This window comes from Streptomyces swartbergensis, assembly GCF_002148965.1.
GTDB classification, from domain to species: Bacteria; Actinomycetota; Actinomycetes; order Streptomycetales; family Streptomycetaceae; genus Streptomyces; species Streptomyces swartbergensis.
The window spans coordinates 1-21,792 of the sequence record NZ_NGFN01000127.1 but is presented as its reverse complement, the minus strand read 5'-3'; the positions used below and the strand labels follow the sequence as shown (position 1 = coordinate 21,792).

Here is a 21,792-nt window from a genome sequence, read left to right as displayed (position 1 = left end):
GGGGTTCGGGGCCGAGCAGCGGGAGTTTCTGGAGCGGTATGCCGAGGCGGTCGCCGGACGGCTCCGGGGGGAGGCCGACCGGTCCGCCCCCACCCCCCTGCTGGATTCCGCCCTGCGTGCCCTGGGCGTCGGTTCCTTCGCCCTGACCCCCGGCACCGGGCTGGTCGAGACCGACCCGGCCCTGCTGGAACTGGTGGGCGTCCCCGAGGGCGGCTTCGACGGCAAGACCGACACCCTGCTCTCTTACAGCGTCCCGGAGGACGTCCCGGCCCTGATGTCGGTCATCGAACCGTCCGCGCAGACCCCCGGGCGCCGGGAACTGGAGTTCCGTACCCGCCGGGCCACCGGGGAACTGTGCTGGCTGCGCCTGAACTGCCGCGTGCTGAAGAGGCCCGACGGGTCCCCGGAGCGGGTCCTGGGTGTGGTGACCGCGGCTCCCGTGCTGCGCCGGAGCGCCAGTGACGTTGCCCGGATCCAGTGGCTGACGGCCGCGCTCGACGACGCCACGACGGTCCGGGACGTCAGCCGCGTGGTGGTCGCCGCGCTGCGCGAGCCGCTGGGTGCCGACCGGGTGGCGCTCGCCGAGCTGCTGGAGGACCGGCTGGCGGTCACCGTGCTCGATCCGCCGGGGGCCGGTGCCTGGCCGGAACTGTGGCGTTCCGAGTGGCGCTCGGAGTGGCCCGACGCGCCGGTCACCGCCCTGCCCACGCTCCAGGCGGCGCTGCGCGACGGGCGGATGAGCCTGTGGCCGGCCGGTGCCGTGCTGGAACCCGGACTCTCGGGGATCGGCCCCGGCGGGCTCGCGGTCCTGCCGCTGCCGGCCAAGGGCAGGGTGGCCGGGGTGTGCCTGGTCGGCTGGGACGCGCCGCACGAGTTCGCGCCCGAGGAGCGGGCCCTGCTGACGGCGACCGCGGGGCTGGTGGGGCAGGCCCTGATCCGCGCGCACGCCTACGACGCCGAGCAGGAACTCGCGACGATGCTCCAGCGCAGCCTGCTGCCGCGCCGTCTCCCCCAGTTGCCCGGGGGCATCGCCGTGGCCCGTTATCTGCCCGCCCGGCGCGGGCTCCAGGTGGGCGGCGACTGGTACGACGTGATCGCGCTGTCGGAGGGGAAGGTGGCCCTGGTCATCGGTGATGTGCAGGGGCACAGCGCCGGAGCCGCGACGATCATGGGCCAGATGCGCACGGCGGTCCGGGCCTACGCCGTGGAGGGTCATCCGCCGGACGTGGTGGTCGCGCACGCCAACCGGCTGCTCGTCGGCATGGAGACCGACCTGTTCGCCACGTGCTGCTACGTCGAGCTGGACATGGAGGAGGGCAACGCGCTGTTCGTGCGGGCCGGGCACCTGTCCCCGCTGGTGCGTCATCCCGACGGCGGCACGGAGGAGATCGCGGTCGAGGGCGGGCTTCCGCTGGGCGTGCTGGAGGACGCGGAGTTCCCGCTGACGGCGTCGGCGCTGGCGCCCGGCTCGGTGCTCGCGCTGGTGACGGACGGGCTGGTCGAGTCGGCCGAGCTGGACGTGGACGAGGGCATGCGGATCGTGCGCGAAGCGCTCGCCGCGGCCGATCCCTCCGACCCGGGGCGGATGGCCGACGACCTGCTCGGCGAGGCCGGCCGCCGAGAGGACGACGTGGCGTTGCTGCTGCTGCGCTACGACGGGATGCGGGTGCGGCCGGTGCGGGCGGGCTGGGTGGTGTGGCGGCTGCCGGACGCGGTCATGCACGCCCGCCGGTTCAGCGCGCGCACGCTGCGTTCGTGGGACGTCGTGGACGAGGCCGACACCGTTCTGCTGGTGGTGTCCGAACTGGTCACGAACGCGCTGGTGCACACGCAGGGTGCGCTCCGGCTGGACCTGACCCTGGCGGCGGACCGGCTGCGGGTGACCGTGAGCGACTCCTCGCCGCGGGCGCCGGCCAAGCCGGTGGTCGTGGACTGGGAGTCGACCGGCGGCCGGGGGCTCTTCCTGGTCGAGGCGCTGTCGGCGGCCTGGGGATCGGTGCCGGTCGGCGGCGGCAAGCAGGTGTGGAGCGAGATCGTCGTGTCACGCCAGGAGCAGGAAGCGGACCGGGAGCCGGAGGCGGAGCCGACGCCGGAAGCGGAACCGTGGGTCGAGCCCGAGGAGGAACGGGAGCCCGGCCGGGGCTGGGGCATCGGCCGCAACCGGAGTTGGGGCATGGGCCGGATCCGCGACCGCAGCGCAGGCAGAGCCTCCGGCCGAACCCGGAGCCGAGACCGGAACCCGGGCCTTCGACCGGGCCCGGGCCCGGACGAGGGCCAGACCCCGGACGGGAACAAGACCCGGGCCCCCGGCCCGACCCGGAGCCCGGACCGAAACCCGGACGCGGACAGGGGCCAAATCCCGGACAGGAACGAAGCCCGGGGCTCGGGCCGAAGCCATGATCGCGATCAGTCCCGGAGCCGACACCGGAACCCGGACCCCGACCCGAGCACGCGCGAAGGCCAAACCGGCCGAACCCCGGACCCGGACGCGAGCGAGGGCCGAGCCCGCCAGACCCCGGACGCGAGCGAAGGCCCAGCCCGCCAAACCCCGGACCCGAACCCGAGCGAAGGCCGAGCCCGCCAAACCTCGCACCCGACCCCGGACCCGGACCCGAGCGAAGGCCCAGCCCGCCAAACCCCGCACCCGAACCCGTTCCCGGACCCGGACCCGAACCCGGACCCGGACCCCAGCGAGGGCCGAGCCCCAGGTCGGCGCCGCGCCCCGGACCGGAGCAACCCCCGGGGACGCGGCCGGGACCAGGAGGGAGGTCCGGGATGAGGAGCCGTAGGTGGCGGCTGGGCGCCGGGCTCGTCGCGGTCGTCATGGCGGTGGCCCTGGCCGGCTGTGCCGAGGACGGCGGGCAGGGCGAGGGCGGGCTCACCGTCGGGCTGCTGCTGCCGAGCCGCGCGGTACCTCGCTGGGAGCAGTCCGACAAGCCCCTGATCGAGAAGCGGGTGAAGGAGCTGTGCGCCGACTGCCGGGTCCTGTACGCCAACGCGGAGAACGACGCGGCGAGCCAGCGGCAACAGATGAACTCCATGATCACCCGGGGTGTGTCCGTCCTCATCCTGGACGTCGTCGACCCGAAGGCGCTGCGCTCCTCGGTGCGCGCGGCGGACCGCGCGGGCATCCCGGTCGTCGCCTACGACCGGCTCGCCGAGGGCCCGATCTCCGGTTTCGTCACTTTCGACGGCGGCCGGGTCGGCAGACTCCAGGGCGAGGCGCTGCTGAAGGGCATGGGTGCCAGGGCCGACGGCGGCGGCGTCGTCATGGTGAACGGCGACCCCTCCAGCCCCAACGCCGCCTGGTACGAGGGCGGCGCCCGGTCGGTGCTCCAGGACCGGGTGCGGATCCTCAAGTCGTACGACACCCTCGGCTGGCGCACGGAGAACGCGCACGATCACATGTCCGGCGCGATCAACGCCCTCGGACCGAACCAGATCGACGGCGTGCTCGCGGCCAACGACTCGATCGCCTCCGGCGTCATCGCGGCGCTCAAGAGCGCCCGCGTCTCGCCGCTGCCCCCGGTCACCGGCCAGGACGCCGACCTCGACGCCGTGCGGCGCATCGTCAAGGGCGAGCAGTACATGACCGTCTACAAGCCCTTCCGGCAGGAGACCGAGGCGGCCTCCGCCATGGCCGTCGCCCTGGCACGCGGCAACGACCTCGACGCCCTCGTCACGTCGACCGTGGACAGCCCCACCACAAGGGACGTCCCGGCGGTGCTGCTCGACCCGGTCTCCGTGACGGCCGAGACCATCGGGCACACGCTCGTCCGGGACGGCATCTACACGATCGACCAGATCTGCACCCCGAAGCTCCGGTCGGCCTGCGACCGGATCGGGCTCACCCGGTGAGGGAGGTGATCGACCGTGGCCCATCCACCCGTACTGGCCTTGCGCGGCATCTCCAAGCGGTTCGGCGGCGTGCAGGCGCTCGTGGACGTCGACCTCCAGGTCCGGGCCGGTGAGGTCGTGGCCCTGGCGGGCGACAACGGCGCCGGCAAGTCCACGCTGATCAAGGTGATCTCGGGCGTCAGCCCCGCCGACCGGGGCGTCATCGAGTGGGAGGGGCGGCTCGTGCAGATCAAACGCCCGCACGACGCCCACGCCCTGGGCATCGCGACCGTCTACCAGGACCTCGCCATGTGCGACAACCTGGACGTCGTGGGCAATCTCTTCCTCGGCCGGGAGATCGACCGGGTGGGCATCCTCGACGAGGTGGAGATGGAGCGCCGCGCCCGCGATCTGATGCGGACCCTGTCGATCCGTATCCCCGACGTGCGCATGCCGGTCGCGGCGCTGTCCGCCGGGCAGCGGCAGGCCGTCGCGATCTCCCGCTCGCTCATGGGCGCGCCCAAGGTCCTGCTGCTCGACGAGCCCACCGCCGCCCTGGGCGTCGAGCAGACCAGCCATCTGCTCGACCTCATCGAGGAGGTGCGCGACCGCGGTATGGCGATCATCCTCATCAGTCACAACATGGGCGACATCAAGGCCGTCGCGGACCGGGTCGCCGTGCTGCGGCTGGGCCGCAACAACGGTCTGTTCGACGTCAGTACCGTGACGCAGGAGCAGATCATCTCGTCCGTCACCGGGGCGGCGGACAACGCCGTGGCGCATCGTACGAAGGGCGACGAGGAGGCGTGGCCGTGACGGGGGGCGGGCCGCACCGGGGCGGCGGAACCGCCGGCACGGGCGGCGGCGCCGGGCCGGTCGCATCCGGCCGCGGGCCGCGCACCCGTGGCTGGCCCGGCAGTCTGCGCGACTACGCCGTGGAGATGCGCGGCAGTGTGCGGGACGCCGAGCGCGGGCCGCTGCTGGTGGTCGCCGGGCTGATCGTGATCTGGATCGTCTTCCAGGCGCTGGACGACAAGTTCCTCTCGCCGCGCAACCTGTCCAACCTGAGCGTGGACATCGTCGGGACCGGTCTGGTCGCCGTCGGCATCGTGTTCGTGCTGCTGATCAGGGAGATCGATCTGTCGGTCGGTTCGGTCAGCGGCCTGGCGGGGGCCGCGTTCGCCGTGCTGAACGTGAACCACGGGATGCCGGAGTGGATGGCGGTGATCGTGGCGATCGCCGCGGGCATGGCGGTGGGCGCCTTCCACGGGGTGTTCTTCGCGTGGCTCGGCGTGCCCGCGTTCGTCGTGACCCTCGCGGGGCTGCTGATCTGGAACGGCCTGACGCTCGACCTGCTGGGCGCGAGCGGCACCATCAACATCGACGAGGAGGGCCTGGTCGCCTCCCTGACCAGCCGGCACTTCGGTGACGCCGTGGCGGCCTACGCGGTGGCGGCGCTCGGCACGGCCGGGTACTTCCTGGCCGCCCACCGCAAGCGCGCCCGGCACCGGGCCGCCGGCATGCCGTACCGGCCGGCGAGCGAGATCGGGGTGCGCACCGGTCTCCTCGCGGTGCTCGCCTTCGCCGCGGCCCACACGCTCAACCGGTTCCAGGGGCTGCCGCTCGCGCTGCTGATCTTCCTGGTGGTCCTCGTCGTCTCGGACTACGTGCTGCGCCGCACCCGCTACGGGCGGCGGGTGTACGCGCTCGGCGGCGGGGTCGAGGCGGCGCGGCGGGCGGGCATCTCCGTGGAGCGGGTACGGGTCGCGATGTTCATGGTGTCGGGGACGCTGGCCGCGATCGGCGGGCTGTTCGTGGCCTCGGGCCTGACCTCGGCGAGCCCCACGACGGCTCGTGCGGCCGGCTCCGGGATGCTGCTGATCAACGCGATCGCGGCCGCCGTCATCGGCGGTACGAGCCTGTTCGGGGGGCGGGGCTCGCCCTGGTCCGTGCTGCTCGGTGTGCTGGTCATCCAGTCGATCGCCTCGGGCATGGGGCTGCTGGGAGTGGAGGACGCCGTGCAGTTCATGATCACGGGCGGGGTGCTGCTGGCCGCCGTCGCGGCCGACGCGCTCTCCAGACGCGCGGCGGCCCGGCGGGGCCGTCCCTGAGTCATGCATTTATCCCGAAATGCCTAAGAAACGGCAAAGATGGGTAGGGGCCGGAGTGCCATGAAACGCAGCCGCCTCGTCCGGGCGGCCGTGGCCGCCACGGCCGTCGCAGGCCTGGTCCTCGCCGGATGCGGTGACACGGACCCACCCGGCGGCGAGCAGGCCGACCTCAGCGTGCTCGCCACGGACGTGCCCCAGATCCAGACCCTGAAGAAGCTCACGAAGAAGTACTTCACCGCGGAGACCGGCATCACGGTCGACTACACCGTGCTGCCGGAGAACGAGGCGCGGGTGCGGATGAACCGCGAGTTCGCGACTCAGGCCGGCACCCACGACGTGGCGAGCGTGAGCGCCTACGAGGTGCCGATCTACTCGGACAACGGCTGGCTCGCCCCGCTGGATTCCTATGTGAAGGCCGACAAGGACTTCGACCAGGACGACGTCTTCCCCAACCTGGTGTCCTCGCTGACCGGCGAGGACGGCAGGCTCTACGCCGAGCCGTTCTACGGCGAGGGATCCTTCCTGATGTACCGCAAGGACCTCTTCCGCAAGGACGGGCTGACCATGCCGCCGAACCCGACCTGGCAGCAGGTCGCCGGCCTCGCCGCCCGGGTCGACGGCACCGACGGCGCGAGCGGCATCTGCCTGCGCGGCCTGCCCGGCTGGGGCCAGAACCTCGCCCCGATCAACACGGTCGTCAACACCTTCGGCGGCGCCTGGTACGACATGGACTGGAACGCGCGCCTGACCTCACCCGAGTTCAAGAAGGCCGTCGGCTTCTACGTCGACCTGCTCAGCTCCCACGGCCAGCCCGGCGCCGAACGGATGGGGGTGCTGGAGATCCTCGACAGGTTCGTCGCGGGCAAGTGCGCCATGATGTACGACGCCACGTCGCTGGCCTCGTCGATCGAGGCCGACGGTTCCTCGGTCAAGGGCAAGGTCGGCTACGTCCCGGCCCCGCACGACCGGACCGAGAAGGCCGGCTGGCTGTGGACCTGGGCGTGGGGCATCCAGCAGGCCTCCGACAACAAGGACGCCGCCTGGGAGTTCATCTCCTGGGCCTCCTCCAAGGAGTACCAGGAGCTGGTCGGGCAGGAGGTGGGCTGGACCGCGGCGCCCGCCGGGAACCGCAAGTCGCTCTACGCCAACCCCGAGTACCAGCAGGCGGCCGGTGCCTGGTACCGGCAGGAGTACACGGCGGCGACCGACTCCGCCGACCCGAAGAACCCCGGTGTCGCCCCCCGCCCCTACACCGGCATCGGCTTCCTGGGCATTCCCGAGTTCGCCGTGCTCGGCACGGCGGTCTCCGAGCAGATCGCCGCGGCCATCGCCGGGCACCAGTCGGTGGACACGGCCCTGGACAAGTCGCAGGACCTCGCTCAGGCCGCGGCGGCGAAGTACCGGGGCGAGTGACCCGGCGGTCACGCCCGCTCGGAAAGCCCCAACGCTCGGCCGGCACGGGCGGTTCACCCTCCGTCTCCTCTCGGAGCGCGGGCGATGCCCCCGTGCCGTCGGCCACCCGCCCGGCGTCAACGGCGCGGGCCGCGCCCCCGGTCATCCGGGAACGCGGCCCTCGAACTGCCGTGAACGGCCTTGCCGGTCCGCTTACTTGCGGATCAGGCTGCGCAGCACGTACTGCATGATGCCGCCGTTGCGGTAGTAGTCCGCCTCACCGGGGGTGTCGATGCGGACGACCGCGTCGAACTCGACGCCGGTGTCGGTGGTGACCTTCACCGTGCGCGGGGTGGTGCCCTCGTTGAGCTCGGTGACGCCGGAGATCGAGAAGGTCTCCTCACCGGTCAGGCCGAGGGACTCGGCGGACTGGCCCTCCGGGAACTGCAGCGGCAGGACGCCCATGCCGATGAGGTTCGAGCGGTGGATGCGCTCGTAGGACTCGGCGATGACGGCCTTGACGCCCAGCAGCGCGGTGCCCTTGGCGGCCCAGTCGCGGGACGAGCCGGAGCCGTACTCCTTGCCGGCCAGGACGACCAGCGGGATGCCGGCGGCCTGGTAGTTCTGCGAGGCGTCGTAGATGAAGGAGACCGGGCCGTCCTCCTGCGTGAAGTCACGCGTGTAGCCGCCCTCGGTGCCCGGCGCGATCTGGTTGCGCAGGCGGATGTTGGCGAACGTACCGCGGATCATGACCTCGTGGTTGCCGCGGCGGGAGCCGTAGCTGTTGAAGTCGCGGCGCTCGACGCCGTGCTCCGTGAGGTACTTGCCGGCCGGGGTGTCGGCCTTGATGGCACCGGCCGGGGAGATGTGGTCGGTGGTGACCGAGTCGCCCAGCTTGGCCAGCACGCGGGCGCCGGAGATGTCGGAGACCGGGGTGGTCTCCATCGTCATGCCCTCGAAGTACGGGGGCTTGCGGACGTACGTCGACTGCGGGTCCCACTCGAAGGTGTTGCCGGTCGGGATCGGCAGCGCCTGCCACTGGGCGTCGCCCGCGAAGACGTCCGAGTAGGACTTGGCGAACATGTCCTCGCCGATGGCGTTGGCGACGACGTCGTTCACCTCGGCCTCGGAGGGCCAGATGTCCTTCAGGAAGACCGGGTTGCCGTCCTGGTCGGTGCCCAGGGCTTCACGGGTGATGTCCACCTTCATGGAGCCGGCGAGCGCGTAGGCGACGACCAGCGGCGGGGACGCCAGGTAGTTCATCTTGACGTCGGGGTTGATACGGCCCTCGAAGTTCCGGTTGCCGGAGAGGACCGAGGTGACCGCGAGGTCGTTGTCGTTGACCGCCTTGGAGACCTCCTCCGGCAGCGGGCCGGAGTTTCCGATGCAGGTGGTGCAGCCGTAGCCGACGAGGTTGAAGCCGACCTTGTCGAGGTAGGGGGTCAGGCCCGCCTTCTCGAAGTAGTCGGTGACGACCTTGGAGCCCGGGGCGAGCGTGGTCTTGACCCACGGCTTGCGGGTCAGGCCCTTCTCCACCGCCTTCTTGGCCACCAGGGCGGCGGCGACCATGACGTACGGGTTGGAGGTGTTGGTGCAGGAGGTGATGGCCGCGACCGTCACGGCGCCGTGGTCGATCTCGTACGTCGAGCCGTCGGGGGCGGTGACGGTGACCGGGTTCGACGGGACGGCGGCACCGGTGCCGCCGGCGTGCTGCGGGGCGCCGGCGCCGTTCTCCTGGCTGCCGTAGGCCGGGGCGTCGGAGGCCGGGAAGGACTCGTCGCTCGCCTCGTCGACCGGGGAGGCCGAGGCGGCGGCCTGCTGGGCCACGGGAACCTCGACGTAGTTGAGGACGTCCTTCGCGAACTGCTGGGCGGCCTCGGCGAGGACGATGCGGTCCTGCGGACGCTTCGGGCCGGCGATGGACGGCACGACCGTCGACAGGTCGAGCTCCAGCTTCTCGGAGAAGTCCGGCTCGGCCTTCGGGTCAAGCCAGAGGCCCTGCTCCTTGGCGTACGCCTCGACGAGCGCGAGCTGCTGCTCGGAGCGGCCGGTGAGCTTGAGGTACTTGATGGTCTCGTCGTCGATCGGGAAGATCGCGGCGGTGGAGCCGAACTCCGGCGACATGTTGCCGATGGTGGCGCGGTTGGCGAGCGAGGTGGCGGCGACGCCCTCGCCGTAGAACTCGACGAACTTGCCGACGACACCGTGCTTGCGCAGCATCTCGGTGATGGTCAGCACGAGGTCGGTGGCGGTGGTGCCGGGCGTGAGCTCACCGGTGAGCTTGAAGCCGACGACGCGCGGGATGAGCATGGAGACCGGCTGGCCGAGCATGGCGGCCTCGGCCTCGATGCCGCCGACGCCCCAGCCCAGCACGCCGAGGCCGTTGACCATGGTGGTGTGCGAGTCGGTGCCGACGAGGGTGTCGGGGTACGCCTGGCCGTTGCGGACCATCACGGTCCGGGCCAGGTGCTCGATGTTCACCTGGTGGACGATGCCGGTGCCGGGCGGGACGACCTTGAACTCGTCGAACGCGGTCTGGCCCCAGCGCAGGAACTGGTAGCGCTCGCGGTTGCGGCCGTACTCCAGCTCGACGTTCTGCGCGAAGGCCTCGTTCGTGCCGAACTTGTCGGCGATGACGGAGTGGTCGATGACCAGCTCGGCCGGCGCCAGCGGGTTGATCTTCGCCGGGTCGCCGCCCAGCTCCTTCACGGCCTCACGCATGGTCGCGAGGTCCACGACACAGGGAACGCCCGTGAAGTCCTGCATGATCACGCGGGCCGGCGTGAACTGGATCTCCTGCGACGGCTGGGCCTGCGAGTCCCAGCCGCCGAGGGCGCGGATGTGGTCGGCGGTGATGTTCGCGCCGTCCTCGGTGCGGAGGAGGTTCTCCAGCAGCACCTTCAGGCTGTAGGGGAGGCGCGCGGCGCCCTCGACCTTGTCCAGCCGGAAGATCTCGTACGACTCGTCGCCCACCTGCAGCGTGCTGCGGGCGTCGAAGCTGTTCGCCGACACGACAGTCTCCTTCATTGATGTGCGCGTACCACCACGATCCTGCCGCCACGGCCTCTCGACCGATCCGCTAAGGTAAGGCTAAGTTAGGTAACCCTTACCGTTGGACTCGTTGACGGCTTGCGTCTGCGGTGCTCCTCGGCAGATATCTCGATGTCGAGATAACTCTAGTACACCGGGCGCGGTTGGTCATGCCCCGGCGTCCGCCATGCGGTCATGCACGCCCCTCTCCGGGGTATCCGAACCAGGTAGCCACGCCACGAACGGAGAGGAGACAGGCATGCCGCTCACGTTCCGCAAGAGTTTCCGGATCCTTCCGGGGGTGCGCCTGAACATCAACAAGCGCTCCTGGTCCATCACGACCGGCGGCGGGAAGAACGGCCCCCGATACACCCGCAGCAGTACGGGACGTCGTACGACATCGATGGATTTGCCCGGACCTTTCGGATGGCGACGCACGCGCACGAGTCGCCGACCCTGAATCCACCGGGGAGGATTGACTTCCCGTCACCCGAATGGACCCCCCGATCGGGTGCCATCTCATATCTGAGATAACCTCAACCGCATGGCAGACGACTACCTCGTACGCATCGGCAAGCTCATCCGTGACGCCCGGCAGCACCGGGGCTGGACTCAGTCGCAGCTGGCCGAGGCGCTCGGAACCAGCCAGAGTGCCGTGAACCGGATCGAGCGCGGCAACCAGAACATCAGCCTTGAGATGATCGCGCGCATCGGGGAGGCCCTCGACAGCGAGATCGTGTCCCTCGGCTACGCCGGTCCGATGCACCTGCGGGTGGTCGGCGGGCGCCGTCTCTCCGGCGCCATCGACGTGAAGACGAGCAAGAACGCGTGTGTCGCGCTGCTGTGCGCCTCACTGCTCAACCAGGGGCGCACGGTGCTGCGCCGCGTCGCCCGCATCGAGGAGGTGTACCGCCTCCTGGAGGTGCTGGGCTCGATCGGCGTGCGCACCCGGTGGATCAACGACGGTGTCGACCTGGAGATCGTCCCGTCGGCCGAGCTGGACCTGGCGTCGATCGACGCGGACGCGGCCCGCCGCACCCGCTCCATCATCATGTTCCTCGGTCCGCTGCTGCACCGCATGGACCACTTCAAGCTGCCCTACGCCGGCGGCTGCGACCTCGGTACGCGCACGGTCGAGCCCCACATGATCGCGCTGCGCCGGTTCGGTCTCGACATCGCCGCCACCGAGGGCCAGTACCACGCGGTGGTCGACCGCTCGGTCCGCCCCGACCGCCCGATCGTGCTGACCGAGCGCGGCGACACGGTGACCGAGAACGCGCTGCTGGCCGCCGCCCGGCACGACGGCATCACCGTCATCCGCAACGCCTCCTCCAACTACATGGTCCAGGACCTGTGCTTCTTCCTGGAGGCCCTCGGCGTCAAGGTCGACGGCATCGGCACCACCACGCTCACCGTGCACGGCGTGCCGACCATCGACGTCGACGTGGACTACTCCCCCTCCGAGGACCCGGTCGAGGCGATGAGCCTGGTCGCGGCGGCCGTGGTCACCGAGTCGGAGCTGACGGTGCGCCGGGTGCCGATCGAGTTCCTGGAGATCGAGCTGGCCGTGCTGGAGGAGATGGGCCTCGACCACGACCGCACGCCCGAGTACTTCGCCGACAACGGCCGTACCCGGCTGGTGGACCTGACCGTCCGGCCCTCCAAGCTGGAGGCGCCGATCGACAAGATCCACCCCATGCCGTTCCCCGGCCTGAACATCGACAACGTCCCGTTCTTCGCGGCGATCGCGGCGGTCGCCCAGGGCAAGACCCTCATCCACGACTGGGTCTACGACAACCGCGCGATCTACCTGACGGACCTCAACCGCCTCGGCGGCCGGCTCCAGTTGCTCGACCCCCACCGCGTCCTGGTGGAAGGCCCGACCCGCTGGCGCGCCGCCGAGATGATGTGCCCGCCCGCCCTGCGCCCCGCCGTGGTCGTCCTCCTGGCGATGATGGCGGCCGAGGGCACGTCGGTGCTGCGCAACGTGTATGTCATCAACCGGGGTTACGAGGACCTGGCGGAGCGGCTGAACTCGATCGGGGCGCAGATCGAGATCTTCCGGGACATCTGACAGGAGCTGCCGCCGACGCGAGGACCCAATGACCACCATAGAACCGCTGGATCAATCCATTCAGCGCATATCACAGTGGATTCGATCCCAGCCACTCGTCGCACCGCTCAATACCCCGGCCTCCGAAGCGGACATCACCGCCGTGCACCCGGTCCTGAAGTACACGGAAACGGATTATCCGCGCCCTTGTGCCCCTTCGATGGCGCGACTGCTGCACGCCCTCGCCGCCGCCCTCCATGGCACGCAGAACGAGCCGGAACTCCCCTTCTGGGGACGTACCGTGTCGGTGACGGACGGCGTGATCGAGTGGTCCTGACGGCCGAAACAGGTGTGGTGCCGACGGGTTCCGTCGGCACCACACCTGTTTCTTCACCCACCTTGCACGGCATTGTCGGGAACCTTCGGTCCCTGAGCCTGCGCGGAGATGGACAGTGACGAGGCGAGAAGCGCAGTCGCCGCCGCTATCACCACCGCGCGTTGCCTCTGTCTTTTACGCACAGTAAGAAGCGCTCCCTTTGCTATTTCCGGTCGACGATGGGAGTGAACTCATCGACGTAGATCTTCGGAATCTGCGGAACCGGGCCCATGTCCTCCGAGCCGATCACCGCATCGTCCCGTCCGGTCTTTCCGGGAGGGACATCCTGGAGCCAGAACCGGTCGTACGCGGTCCAGCCCTTACCGTCAGCGATGCTGATCTGGACTGAGTACGTCGCTTTCCGCTCGTTGGTATTGGTTACCTCGATCTCGGTACGCACACCGTTGTTCTCCGGCGTGGCACGCACGGTCAGGTCTCCGTACTCCAGCACACGCGTACGGCCTTCGGAGTGCACCGAGGGCACAGGCGATGGGCGCACTCGCGGACTGCTCTGCTCGGCGCTCGGAGTCACCGGCCGCTGCGACGCGGGGGCCTTGCCGGCGGCGTCGTCCGTACACCCGGCGGCCAGCGCACACGCCGCCATCAGGCACAGTGCCCGGATCATCCTCGATCCGGGCACTACTGCACCGGCCTTCACCGGGCGGAAGCCGTCATCTGCTTGCGCGCGGCCGCGATTTCCTTGCCGCGCTGCTCCTTGATGCCGGTCAGCCGGCTCTTGTTCTCGGCGATCTGCTTGTCCTGGACCATCACAGCCGCCACTGCCGCGAATGAGGCAGCGCAGGCGGCCATCTTCTCGCCGACACGGAAGTCCCTCATCACATCTCCATCGATAGGTCATTAATGCGAGGGAGATCTTCACACCCGGTGGGTGTCATGGCCATGAAAGATGCGTGATCGAGACATGGCGGGGCTCGTGGAGGTCGGCGAGGTAGATGGAGTTCTCCGGGTTGACGCGCGGATACTCGTGACGCGCGGATACTCGTGAGTTCTTCGAGAGACGGCGGCAGCGCCCCAGCCAGGCAAACGACCGCTCGACAGCCCAATGGCGCGGAAAAAAAAGCGGAGTCAGGCCAGGGTGTCGACCAGCAGGTGGCGCTTGATCCCGCCGACTTCGCCGGCTGACATCCGCGCACCTACCGACGGACGCGCACTACGACGGACGCGGCCGCGTCGGCGGGGCGTCCAGGAGTGTCACCCCGTACCGGGCCAGCAAGTCGGCGTGGTCCGTGTCCTGTCGCGCGTCGGCGGGGCCGATCGACCGGAAGTAGCCTTCGATGGTGCCTGGATTGTTGATGACCAGCATGCCCGCCGTCGTGGTGAGCGGCTGGAAGGTATGGGGAACCGACCGAGGGCCGAAGACGTAGGCGCCCGGCTCGGCGTCGTGGACGTCGCAGTCGTCGAGTGAGGTCGAGCCGACCCAGAACCGGACGCGGCCGGACAGGACCACCCAGCTCTCGTCCTCACGGCTGTGGGTGTGCAGCGGCGGCGCGTCCGCCTGGCGCATGGTCAGCCGCAGGACGCTGACCACCCCTTGCGTCTCGGAGGCCGACACGACCTGCTCCTGGACGCTGTCGTAGTAGCGGTAGAAGGTGCCTTCGCCCGGGTTGCGCACGAGGGCCATGCTCATCCGAATCCCCCTCCACATTTAGTTCATTGTTCAATCATTGCTCGCGCGGTGGAGGCTCGCCAGAGGTCGGAGCGCCTTTGGCTTGTTCACGTGCCGGGTGGGCGGCGTTCGCGGACCGGGCTCGCGGACTCCAGGAGTGCCGCCAGACGGAGCAGCACATCCTCGGCGTACCAGGTGGTGACGAGCTGGACGCCGATCGGCAGGCCGTCCGCGGTCGCGCCGAACGGGAGCGACAGCGCCGGCAGACCGGTGAGATTGAACGGCACGGTGGCCCGCATGACGTCCCGGGCCGGGATCTCGACCCCGTCGACGAGGTGGCTTGACTGGGCCGGCAGCGGCGCCGGGAACGTCACCACGGGGCACAGCAGCGCGTCGTACCGGCCGAAGCAGGCCGCGAACTCGTCCCGCATGCGCTCGACGACCTGCTGTGCGTCGGCGACGGCGTCAGGCGACGGTTCCCTGGCCCGCAGGGTGGCGCGCGAGACCGGGTGCAGGACGTCTTCGTGTCCTGCGGTCAACGTCCGCAGGAACGGGAGGATTTCGGCGGTGTAGAGGGTGGCACTGAGGCGCGTCGCGTTGTGCTCCTCCAGGACGGGGACGCGGACCGCCTCGACGGTGAGACCCGACGCGGTGAGGGCGTCGGACGCGGATCGGACGGTGGCCGCGACGTCGGTGTCGACCGGGCCGAACCCCGGCGCCAGCAGCACACCGACGCGCCACGGCCGACCGTCGGCCGGGCCGCGAGGGCTGTCAGGGGGTCTGATCGCGTAGCCGTCGGTGCCGTCGGAGCCGGCGAGGATCCGGTACGCGGTCGCGATGTCCCGGACGGTGCGGGCCATGGGGCCGACGTGCCAGTAGCGACGCAGTACCGGCGGCCAGTGCCCTGTGTACGGGATGCGGCCGTGTGTGGCCTTCAGGGCGACGATGCCCGTGAAATGAGCGGGGCCACGGACCGAGATGGCCACGTCACTGCCCAGGCCGAGCGGTGACATACCGGCCGCGATCGCCGCCGCCTCGCCCCCGCTGGACCCGCCCGGAGTCCGCCGCGGGTCCCAGGGGTTGCGAGTGGCGCCCACCAGGAGGTTGTCGGTCTCCGTCCAGTAGGAGAACTCCGGCAGGCTCGTCTTGGCGAGCGGGATGGCACCCGCGGCACGCATCCGCGCCACGGCGGTCGCGTCCTCCGCCGGAACGTGGTGGGCGAACAGCCGCGATCCCCGCGTGGTCACCACGCCCGCCGTGTCGAACGAGTCCTTGATCGTGAAGGGAACGCCGTGCAGCGGACCGAGATCGTCGCCGCGCGCCACGGCGGAGTCGGCCTCGTCCGCCGCGGTCAGGGCCTGTTCACCGAGCAGGGTGAGCACGGCGCGTACGTCCGGATCGACGGCCGCGATGCGATCGAGATGAGCCCGCACCACCTCGCGAGAGGACACCTCGCGTGCCCGTACACGCCGTGCCAGTTCCGTCGCGTCCAGATCGGTCAGGGCGGTCACCGCGCCTCCAGGTGCTCTCGTCACGGCAGGCGTCGCGCTCGCAGGACACTGTCGCGGGTGTGGTGGGTGCCGACGGGGGGCGGGGCGACGCGTGGACGGGTCTCGTTGACGAGGATCTCCCAGGCGGGTCCGAGGAGTGGGGCGATGTCGGCGGGCCAGTAGTAGTCGTCGGGGTCGAAGCCCTCCTCCTGACGCCCTGCGAGATCCGCGAGGGCGTGGGTGACGAGGAGCAGCGTGCCGCCGGGGACGACGGCGTCCAGCAGGCCGCGCAACGCGGCGTGGCCCGGCCGGCGTTCGAGCGGGAAGTACTGGACGGACACCAGGTCGAAGGCGCCTGCCCGGGGCGGCGTGGTGAGGAGGTCGGCCCGTGTCCAGGACACACGGTCCTGGACGTCCGTGGCAGCGGCGGTAGCGCGCCGCAGGGCGACCTCGGAGATGTCGACCGCGGTGACGTGCCAGCCGCGCCGGGCGAGCCAGAGCGCGTCGGCGCCTTCTCCGCATCCGACGTCGAGCGCTCGGCCCGGTGGCATGTCGTCGAACTCGGCGACGAGCACGCCGTTGGGGTTGCCGCTGAACACCTGGTCGCGGCTGCGGTACATCTCGTCCCAGTGCTGGGCGTCGAACTGAGTATTCCGGGTCATCGTGAGCACCTCCGCCGCCAACGTGCCCCCGCTCCCGGCCTGCCGGCAACGCTCTTTGCGGAAACCGCAAAGAGCGCGGGCAGCGGACGTATGGGAGTTCCGCAGCATCCTCGGCCGGCAGGGGAACGTATCCACGCCAGAGTCCGCTACCGGCCCGACGGCCTTCCTCCCGCCTTGGCCTCGGGCAGGCGGCCGGGTACGGCGCCGACGGTGACGTCCCACCAAGTGTCGAAGCCGGCCCGGAGCGTGTCGAGCCGCAGTCGCGATGTCGTACGCGGCCTTCCCCAGCAGCAGACGCAACGAGGCTCGCCGCGGGCGCCCGCGACGGCCCGGCGGACCTCGTCCACATCGGCTCCGTGGGCGGGCACGCCCTCTTTCCCGACTGGTCCGTCTACTGCGCCACCAAGGCGGCCGTCGCCCATCTCACCCGGAACCTGCGTGCCGGACTCGGGCCGCGCGGTGTCCGCGTGAAGAACATCGAGCCGGGCGTGACCGGCACCGAACTCGGGACGGACATGCGGGACACCGGGATGCGCAATGCCCTGACCCGCCTGCGCTCCGGCGCGGGGCCCTGGCCGCCGAGGACGTCGCCGAGGCCATCGCCTTCGCGGTGTCGGCGCCGCCGCACGTCAATGTCGCGGAGATGGTGGTGGTGCCGGTGCGGCAGGGATGATCCGCCCGGCATCGACCGGGCGGGAGGCCCCGCTCGCCAAGGGGCTGCCCGGTCCTCGATCAGTTCTCGGTGGCCGGTGCCGTTAGTGGGCCGGAGCCCAGGACTCTGGCGGTGAGGTGCGCCAGGTGCGCCCGCATGGTGTCGCGTGGCAGCCTCTCCCGGCCGGCCAGGTGCTCGACGAGGTCGGCCCGGGTGGCGGCGAGCAGGGCGTGGGCGAGGTAGTCGCTGTCGGTCAGACCGGGGATCTGCTCCAGCACGGACCGGAGCAGGCGGTGCCATCGCGTGTAGTGCTCCGCCTGGTACGGACTGCCGCTTCCGTCCTCTTCCAGGGCCAGCGCGAGGCGGCGGTTGTCGAGTTTGAAGCACAGCACGGCGTCCAGCAGGGCGGGTACGCGCTGGTGCGGCGGGGTGGCGGGCCCCAAGGGCGGCGGACCGGTTTCGACGGCCTCCCTGACCGGTTCGAGCCGCGCCTCGTACAGCGCGCGGAGCAGCCCGGCACGGTCGCCGAAGGCACGGAAGAGCGTTCCCTTGCCGACGCCGGCCGCTGCCGCGATGTCGGCCATGGTGACCTCCTCGGGGCTGTCGGAGCGGGCGAAGAGGTCGTCGGCGGCCGCGAGGACGGCCTTCCGGTTACGGGCGGCGTCCTGACGGGGCTTGCGCTCGGGCACGCGGTTCTCCTCTTTGCAATCCGGACCCGGGGTCCGTATCGTCGAAAGCGGACCCCAGGTCCGGATTCTACGAGATGGAGGACACCCATGTCCGCACCGACCACCCCGGCGGATCTCTACCGCCACAGCCTGCGACTGCTTCTGGAGAAGGACATTCCCGCGTGGGTCGGCCTGTGGGCCGAGGACGGCGTCATGGAGTTCCCCTTCGCACCCCCGGGCCGGCCCCGCCGCCTGGAGGGCAAGGAGGCCGTCGCCGCCTACATGCGCCCCTACCCCGACCACATCGACCTGCACGACTTCCCCGACCTGCGGATCCACCGGACCAGCGACCCGGAGACCATCGTGGCCGAGATGCGCGGCATCGGACGCCTGGTGAAGACCGACAGCCCCTACGACATGACGTACATCGCCGTCGTCACTGTCCGGGACGGGCTCATCGTCTCCTACCGCGACTACTGGAATCCCCTCGCCGTCCTCGAACCCGGCACCGGCTTCGCCGGGAGCGGCCGATGACCGGCACCGGCACCACCCTGGTCATCGGCGCCACCGGCACCACCGGCAGCCGCACCGCCGCGCGGCTGACGGCCGCCGGCCACCGCGTCAGAGCCGCCGGCCGTCACGCCACCCCGGTCCCCGGCGCGGAGCCGGTCGCCTTCGACTGGTACGACCCCGCCGGCCACGCCGCCGCCCTCGACGGAGTCGACCGCGTGTACCTCATACCGCCGCTGGGCGACCCCGACCCGGCAGCGGTCATGCTGCCGTTCCTGCGCCGGGCCCGCACCGCCGGCACACGCCGCGCGGTACTCCTCAGTTCCTCGGCCATCCCCGAGGGCGGCCCGGCCGTGGGCGCGGTGCACCAGGCTCTGCCCGACCTGTTCGAACAGTGGGCGGTGCTGCGGCCCTCCTGGTTCATGCAGAACTTCACCGGCACGCACGCGCACGCCCGCGGCATCCGCGAGGACGGCACGATCTCGACCGCGACCGGGAGCGGCCGGGTCGGTTTCGTCGACGCCGACGACATCGCCGCCGTCGCGGTCCACGCCCTGACCGACGACCAGGCCCCCAACAGCGATGTCGTCCTCACCGGACCGGAGGCGCTCAGCTACGACGACATCGCCACGCTCATCACGGAGGTCACCGGCCGGCCCGTGGTCCACCGGCCGATCTCCTACGAGCGGATGCGCGATCGCCTCTCGGCGCTGATGCCGATGGAGTTCGCCGCCATGCTGGCGGGGATGGAGCGTGCCATCGCCGAGGGGGCGGAGGACCGCGTCACCGATACCGTCCAGCGCTTCACGGGCCGACCCGCGCGCACCTTCCGCGCGTTCCTGGAGAGGGAGATGCGGCCAGGTCGGTGACATCGGCCCGCTCCGTCAGGTGTGGGACCGCGCGAACGGGAAAGTCCGGCGCTGTGGACGCGCTTCTGCTGACCTTCGGGCACAGCACCGCCGATCGGGAGCGGATCGCCGATCTGCTGGGCCACGCCGGCGTCACGGCCGTCGTGGACGTGCGGACCGCCCCCGGCAGCCGCCGCGACCCCGATCTGTCGCGGCGACGGCTCGCCGAGTGGATGCCGGGCTGCGGCATCGCCTACCGGTGGGAACCCGCCCTCGGCGGGTTCCGCACACCTCCCGCGGACAGCCCGGACATCGTGTGGCGCAACGCCTCCTTCCGCGGCTACGCCGCCCACACCCGCTCCCCCGAGTTCGTCACCGCGATGGACCGGGTGCTGCGCGAGGCCTCACACGGCCGCACCGCCGTGATGTGCAGCGAGGCGGTCTGGTGGCGCTGCCACCGCCGGCTGATCGCCGACTTCGCGGTACTCGCCCGCGGCGTACCGGCCCACCACCTCATGCACGACGGGCGCCTCAGCGTCCATGCGCCGACGCCCGGCGCGCGACTGCGCGACGACGGGCTCCTCGTGTACGACGCTCGCGACTGAGCCCGTCAGTACTGTCAGTACAACTTGTTGACCGCCGTGACGGTGGTGGTCTTGAAGTCCGACACCTGGGCGTGCTGGAAGTTGCCCATCTGGCCCCACCGGACCACCGTCACGGTCCTGCCGTCGCGGCCGACCGAGAACAGGCCGATGTCGGAGGAACCCCACGCCGAAGCGGTGTGGAGGCCGTAGACATGGGCGCCCTCCTCGACGTTCAGCCGGCCGTAGTACTTCTGCGTCGCCGTGATGTCGGGGTCCTGCTGCATCAGCTTCTTCGCGCAGCCGGCGAGGTCCTTGCGCAGCAGCGCCGCGAAGTCCTTGGCACGCTGTACGTCGCGCTCCACGACCGTGATCTGCTGGGCGTTGGTGTCGTACTCGGTCCAGTACGAGCGGTGGGTGGCGATGGACGGCAGGGCATCGCCCACGCACACCGGCAGCGGGTCCGGCTGACCGGCGGTGACCGGACCGGCGTACCAGGGCGAGGTCGGGTGCGGCGGCAGTTCGGCCGGCTTCAGGAACCGGGGGGTGGTGGAGGTCGGTGCGGTGGCGGCGGCGGCCGGGACGGCGGCTGCGGCGACACCGGCGGCGGCCGCCAGCGCGGCCACGGTGGTACGGATGCGTCGGGTACGGACGTGCATGTTTCCCCCATGGTCTTCGTCGAATGCGCGGGCTTCAGCCCTTGCACCCACTACGACCCGTCACCCCCCGCCTACGTTGCCCCGCACACCTGCTACGGGTTCGTCCCGAATGTCACCGGCGCGCTACGGGGCCCGCCGGCCGAAGACCGGCGCATGCGTGCGGCTGATGGAGGCTCTGGGGAGACTGTCATCAACGCCGGGCGGGGCGGCGACGTGTGGCCGGCCTCACTCCCAGCCGGGGTCGGCCCAGGGTCACCAGTTATGGTGACCAGGGCGCATCAAGGCGCCCAAGACGGACAAGGTGGCGGAGGACACACGGTGTCGGAGCAGGGGCGACTCGTCGCCGGGCGCTATCGGCTCGCCGAGCGGATCGGCCGGGGCGGCATGGGCACGGTGTGGCGCGCCGACGACGAGCTGCTGGGACGCCAGGTCGCCCTGAAGCAGCTGCACGAGCGGCCGCATCTGTCCGCCGACGAGCTCGGCACGCTGTACGAGCGCATGCGCCGTGAGGCCCGCAGCGCCGCGCGTGTCACGCACCCCAACGTGATCGTCGTGCACGACGTCGTGGAGGACGACGGCCGTCCCTGTGTCGTCATGGAGTACGTCCCCGGCCACACGCTCGGCGACCTCCTCCAGGACGGCCGGACCCTGCCGCCCGACGAGGCGGCCCGCATCGGCCTGGCCATGGTGGGCGCCCTGCGCGCCGCGCACGCCGCCGGCGTACTGCACCGGGACGTCAAGCCCGGCAACGTCCTCCTCGGCGCGGGAGACCGGGTCGTCCTCACCGACTTCGGCATAGCCATGACGGCCGGTTCCTCGACGCTGACCCGGACCGGCGAGATGGTCGGCTCCATCGACTACATGGCTCCGGAACGCGTCAGAGGCCTCACCCCCGGCCCGGCGTCGGACCTGTGGGCCCTCGGCGCGACGCTGTACCAGACGCTGGAGGGCCGTCCCCCGTTCCGCCGCGCGACGGCGATGGAGACGGCGTACGCGATAGCCACGGATTCCGTGGACCCACCTCGCCGGTCCGGCCCGCTGGCCCCACTCATAGAGTCCCTCCTGGCCAGGGATCCAGAGGCCCGCCCCTCCGCGGAGGAGACAGAACGTGCTCTCAGTACGGTGGCGAACATCGCCCCCAAGGGGCGCGGGGCTGTGTCGACAGGCGGCTCAGCCGCGGGGCGCGACCAGCCACAACCGGCCCGCACCCGCCGACGCCGCCGCATCACCACGATCGCCGCAGCTCTGACAGCCACCCTCGCCGTGGGCACCACCCTGTACACGACAGCCCCGCAC

Annotated in this window: 21 protein-coding genes and 1 pseudogene; 13 read left to right on the top strand and 9 right to left on the bottom strand. The window is 70.9% G+C overall.

All coding sequences use genetic code 11. The features are described 5' to 3' along the window. The 5 genes and pseudogenes from CA983_RS21010 to CA983_RS20990 all read left to right on the top strand — a co-directional run. Positions 1-2,083 (top strand): annotated as a pseudogene (locus CA983_RS21010) (SpoIIE family protein phosphatase); the annotation flags it as partial. Between the two features lie 692 nt (positions 2,084-2,775). After that, entirely contained in the window at positions 2,776-3,858 is a 1,083-nt protein-coding gene (locus CA983_RS21005) for a substrate-binding domain-containing protein (protein ID WP_086602450.1), read from the top strand. 15 nt (positions 3,859-3,873) lie between these two features. Further along, positions 3,874-4,653: an ATP-binding cassette domain-containing protein gene (locus CA983_RS21000; RefSeq protein ID WP_086602449.1), complete on the top strand. Its 780-nt coding sequence runs from the start codon at positions 3,874-3,876 to the stop codon at positions 4,651-4,653. Next, entirely contained in the window at positions 4,644-5,948 is a 1,305-nt protein-coding gene (locus CA983_RS20995; RefSeq protein WP_086602448.1) for a sugar ABC transporter permease, read from the top strand. Before CA983_RS21000 ends, CA983_RS20995 begins: the two co-directional genes overlap by 10 nt. A 60-nt stretch (positions 5,949-6,008) precedes the next feature. Continuing rightward, positions 6,009-7,361, top strand: coding sequence for an ABC transporter substrate-binding protein (locus tag CA983_RS20990; RefSeq protein WP_086602447.1), 1,353 nt, complete (start codon positions 6,009-6,011; stop codon positions 7,359-7,361). A gap of 192 nt (positions 7,362-7,553) precedes the next feature. Here the strand turns inward: CA983_RS20990 and CA983_RS20985 are convergent, their stop codons facing one another. Further along, the gene (locus tag CA983_RS20985; protein WP_086602446.1) at positions 7,554-10,367 is read right to left on the bottom strand and encodes an aconitate hydratase; all 2,814 of its coding nucleotides are present in this window, start codon (positions 10,365-10,367) and stop codon (positions 7,554-7,556) included. Between the two features lie 262 nt (positions 10,368-10,629). Between CA983_RS20985 and CA983_RS20980 the strand changes: the two genes are divergently transcribed. The 3 genes from CA983_RS20980 to CA983_RS45875 all read left to right on the top strand — a co-directional run bounded on the left by CA983_RS20980 (position 10,630) and on the right by CA983_RS45875 (position 12,760). Then, positions 10,630-10,830: a DUF4236 domain-containing protein gene (locus CA983_RS20980; RefSeq protein WP_086602445.1), complete on the top strand. Its 201-nt coding sequence runs from the start codon at positions 10,630-10,632 to the stop codon at positions 10,828-10,830. 84 nt (positions 10,831-10,914) lie between these two features. Further along, positions 10,915-12,444, top strand: coding sequence for a helix-turn-helix domain-containing protein (locus tag CA983_RS20975; RefSeq protein WP_086602444.1), 1,530 nt, complete (start codon positions 10,915-10,917; stop codon positions 12,442-12,444). Between the two features lie 28 nt (positions 12,445-12,472). Then, the gene (locus CA983_RS45875; protein WP_143645522.1) at positions 12,473-12,760 is read left to right on the top strand and encodes a hypothetical protein; all 288 of its coding nucleotides are present in this window, start codon (positions 12,473-12,475) and stop codon (positions 12,758-12,760) included. Between the two features lie 202 nt (positions 12,761-12,962). On the opposite strand, the gene CA983_RS20970 is transcribed toward CA983_RS45875, so the two are convergent. The 6 genes from CA983_RS20970 to CA983_RS45870 all read right to left on the bottom strand — a co-directional run bounded on the left by CA983_RS20970 (position 12,963) and on the right by CA983_RS45870 (position 16,946). Next, positions 12,963-13,424 (bottom strand): hypothetical protein, encoded by a 462-nt coding sequence (locus CA983_RS20970; RefSeq protein ID WP_086602443.1) that lies wholly within the window; start codon positions 13,422-13,424, stop codon positions 12,963-12,965. Positions 13,425-13,453: 29 nt separating this feature from the next. Further along, positions 13,454-13,636, bottom strand: a complete 183-nt coding sequence (locus tag CA983_RS20965) for a hypothetical protein (protein WP_086602442.1) — start codon at positions 13,634-13,636, stop codon at positions 13,454-13,456. A gap of 334 nt (positions 13,637-13,970) precedes the next feature. After that, entirely contained in the window at positions 13,971-14,447 is a 477-nt protein-coding gene (locus CA983_RS20960; protein WP_086602441.1) for a cupin domain-containing protein, read from the bottom strand. An 86-nt stretch (positions 14,448-14,533) separates the two neighbouring features. Continuing rightward, positions 14,534-15,937 carry an amidase gene (locus CA983_RS20955; RefSeq protein ID WP_086602440.1) on the bottom strand — a complete coding sequence of 468 codons (1,404 nt, stop codon included), beginning with the start codon at positions 15,935-15,937 and terminating at the stop codon, positions 14,534-14,536. Positions 15,938-15,957: 20 nt separating this feature from the next. Further along, a complete protein-coding gene (locus tag CA983_RS20950) occupies positions 15,958-16,578 on the bottom strand; it encodes a class I SAM-dependent methyltransferase (RefSeq protein WP_086602451.1) in 621 nt (206 codons plus the stop codon). A 146-nt stretch (positions 16,579-16,724) separates the two neighbouring features. Beyond that, complete coding sequence (locus tag CA983_RS45870; RefSeq protein ID WP_143645521.1) at positions 16,725-16,946, bottom strand: hypothetical protein; 222 nt, start codon at positions 16,944-16,946, stop codon at positions 16,725-16,727. Between CA983_RS45870 and CA983_RS20945 the strand changes: the two genes are divergently transcribed. Further along, positions 16,935-17,366, top strand: a complete 432-nt coding sequence (locus CA983_RS20945) for an SDR family NAD(P)-dependent oxidoreductase (protein WP_244207031.1) — start codon at positions 16,935-16,937, stop codon at positions 17,364-17,366. The two genes, CA983_RS45870 and CA983_RS20945, sit on opposite strands and share 12 nt — an antisense overlap. Here CA983_RS20945 and CA983_RS20940 read toward each other — a convergent pair. Further along, on the bottom strand, positions 17,311-17,919 hold the full coding sequence (locus CA983_RS20940) for a TetR/AcrR family transcriptional regulator (RefSeq protein WP_086602439.1): 609 nt from the start codon (positions 17,917-17,919) through the stop codon (positions 17,311-17,313). The genes CA983_RS20945 and CA983_RS20940 overlap by 56 nt on opposite strands. A gap of 87 nt (positions 17,920-18,006) precedes the next feature. Here CA983_RS20940 and CA983_RS20935 point away from each other — a divergent pair, with 87 nt between their 5' ends. The 3 genes from CA983_RS20935 to CA983_RS20925 are packed head-to-tail and all read left to right on the top strand — an operon-like array spanning position 18,007 to position 19,861. Continuing rightward, a complete protein-coding gene (locus CA983_RS20935; protein ID WP_086602438.1) occupies positions 18,007-18,432 on the top strand; it encodes a nuclear transport factor 2 family protein in 426 nt (141 codons plus the stop codon). Continuing rightward, a complete protein-coding gene (locus CA983_RS20930) occupies positions 18,429-19,277 on the top strand; it encodes an NmrA family NAD(P)-binding protein (RefSeq protein WP_086602437.1) in 849 nt (282 codons plus the stop codon). Before CA983_RS20935 ends, CA983_RS20930 begins: the two co-directional genes overlap by 4 nt. 53 nt (positions 19,278-19,330) lie before the next feature. After that, on the top strand, positions 19,331-19,861 hold the full coding sequence (locus tag CA983_RS20925; protein WP_086602436.1) for a DUF488 domain-containing protein: 531 nt from the start codon (positions 19,331-19,333) through the stop codon (positions 19,859-19,861). A 14-nt stretch (positions 19,862-19,875) separates the two neighbouring features. Here the strand turns inward: CA983_RS20925 and CA983_RS20920 are convergent, their stop codons facing one another. Beyond that, positions 19,876-20,496 carry a hypothetical protein gene (locus tag CA983_RS20920; protein WP_086602435.1) on the bottom strand — a complete coding sequence of 207 codons (621 nt, stop codon included), beginning with the start codon at positions 20,494-20,496 and terminating at the stop codon, positions 19,876-19,878. A 318-nt stretch (positions 20,497-20,814) separates the two neighbouring features. Between CA983_RS20920 and CA983_RS20915 the strand changes: the two genes are divergently transcribed. Then, a partial coding sequence (locus CA983_RS20915) for a serine/threonine-protein kinase (RefSeq protein WP_208637005.1) occupies positions 20,815-21,792 on the top strand: 978 nt, incomplete at its 3' end.